Annotated in this window: 1 protein-coding gene; it reads right to left on the bottom strand. The window is 72.8% G+C overall.

Annotated features, from left to right (window positions below):
• Window positions 1–2,341: beta-ketoacyl synthase N-terminal-like domain-containing protein (locus tag ACIOFR_RS42085; RefSeq protein ID WP_401006102.1), on the bottom strand; the 2,341-nt coding region annotated here is incomplete at both ends.

Here is a 2,341-nt window from a genome sequence, read left to right as displayed (position 1 = left end):
CGAACACCGGATACGCCGCGTACAACTCCGCACCCATGCCGGCCCGCTGGCTGCCCTGACCGGTGAACAGGAACGCCGTACGCCCCTCCACCACCACCCCGGAACCCGACAGCGAGGACAGCCCCGCCAGCAGCTCCGCACGGTCCGCCGCGGCGAACCCGGCTCGGTGCTCGAACGCGGCCCGGCTCGTCGCCAGCGAGAAACCCACGTCCAGCAGGCTCAGCGACTCGTCACCCTCGACCAGAGCCGTCAGCTCCTCGGCCTGGGCCCGCAGGGCGTCCGCGTTCTTCGCCGAGAGCACCACCGGGACCAGCGACGGAGTAACCGGCTCGACGGCCGGCACATCCTCCACCACGGCCGGGGCCTGCTCCAGGATCGTGTGGGCGTTCGTCCCGCTGACACCGAACGCCGACACACCCGCACGACGCGGCTCACCGGTCTCCGGCCAGGCGAGGTTCTCCGTCAGCAGCTCGACTGCGCCCTCGGACCATTCGACGTGCGGGGTCGGGGCGTCCACGTGCAGCGTCTGCGGCAGTACGCCGTGCTGCATCGCCAGCACCATCTTCATGACGCCCGCGACACCGGCGGCGGCCTGGGTGTGACCGATGTTGGACTTCACCGAGCCGAGCAGCAGTGCTCGGCCGTCCCGGCGCTCCTGGCCGTAGGTGGCGAGCAGCGCCTGCGCCTCGATCGGGTCGCCCAGGCGGGTGCCCGTGCCGTGCGCCTCCACCGCGTCGACGTCCTGAGCCGAGAGACCGGCACTGGCCAGGGCCTGGCGGATCACCCGCTGCTGCGAGGGACCGTTCGGCGCGGTCAGACCGTTCGACGCACCGTCCTGGTTGACGGCACTACCACGGACCACGGCCAGCACCGGGTGCCCGTTGCGCCTCGCGTCCGAGAGCCGCTCGACGAGCAGCATGCCCGCGCCCTCGCCCCAGCCGGTACCGTCCGCCGCGCCGGCGAACGCCTTGCACCGGCCGTCGACGGACAGGCCGCGCTGCCGGCTGAACTCCACGAACAGGTCCGGCGTCGACATCACCGTCACACCACCGGCCAGCGCGAGATCGCACTCACCGTTGCGCAGCGACTGCACCGCGAGGTGCAGGGCGACCAGGGACGCCGAGCACGCGGTGTCCACAGACACGGCCGGGCCCTCAAGACCGAAGGTGTAGGAGAGACGGCCGGACACCACGCTCGTGGCCGTGCCGGTCAGCCGGTGGCCCTCCGCGCCTTCCTGCCCCTCGGTGAGGAGCGAGATGTAGTCCTGGCCGTTGGTGCCGATGAACACGCCGGCCTGCCTGCCGCGCAGGGCGGCCGGGTCGATGCCGGCCCGCTCGAAGGCCTCCCAGGACGTCTCCAGCAGCAGGCGCTGCTGCGGGTCCATGGCGGTCGCCTCGCGCGGCGAGATGCCGAAGAACGCGGCGTCGAAGCGGGTGGCGTCCTGGAGGAACGCGCCCTTGCGGGTGTAGACCTTCCCGAGCTTGTCGGGGTCGTCGTCGAAGAGCGAGTCCAGGTCCCAACCGCGGTCGGTCGGGAAGTCGACCACGGCGTCCCCGCCGCGCAGCAGCAGCTCCCACAACCCCTCCGGCGAGCGGACCCCGCCCGGGAAGCGGCAGGCCATGGCGACGATCGCGATCGGCTCGTCGTCCACGGGTGCGGCGACGACGGCAACGGTCGGGAGAGCGGGCTGCACGCCGAGCAGTTCGGCGGCGAGGTGGTCGGCGAGAGCGGTCGCCGAGGGGTAGTCGAAGACCAGCGTCGCGGAGAGCCGCAGGCCGGTCGCCGCGTTCAGACGGTTGCGCAGGTCGACGGCGGTCAGCGAGTCGAAGCCCAGCTCCTTGAACGCCCGACCCGCCTCGACCGACTCCGACCCGGCGTAACCGAGGACGGCCGCCACCTGCGCACGCACCAGGTCCAGGACCGCCCGGCCGCGCTCGGCAACCGACATCCCGGCCAGCCGCTGCGCCAGCGAGGAACCGGCGGAGGCCGGGGAGGCCGCGGCGGACTGTCCGGCCCCTGCCGAGGCCTTCAACCTCTGGACGTCGGGGATGTCGGCGAAGAGCCGACCCGGGCGGACGGCCTCGAACTCGGCCGCCAGCCGTTCCCAGACGATGTCCGCGACTGTGAGGGCGGTGTCGCCCTGGTCGAGGGCGTGCTGCATCGCGCTGATGGCGAGGCTCGGGGTCATGCCCGCCACACCGTCGCGGCGCAGGCGGTCGGCGATCAACTCATCGGTGGCGAGGCCCGCTTCCGCCCACGCACCCCAGGCGATCGACGTCGCCGGCAGACCGTCCGCACGACGCTGCTCGGCGAGCGCGTCCAGGAAGGCGTTGGCGGCGGC

It is taken from the genome of Kitasatospora sp. NPDC088346, assembly GCF_044740765.1.
Taxonomy (GTDB): Bacteria; Actinomycetota; Actinomycetes; order Streptomycetales; family Streptomycetaceae; genus Kitasatospora.
Note: the sequence above shows the minus strand (reverse complement) of the source record. Positions and strands in the feature narration are given on the sequence as shown.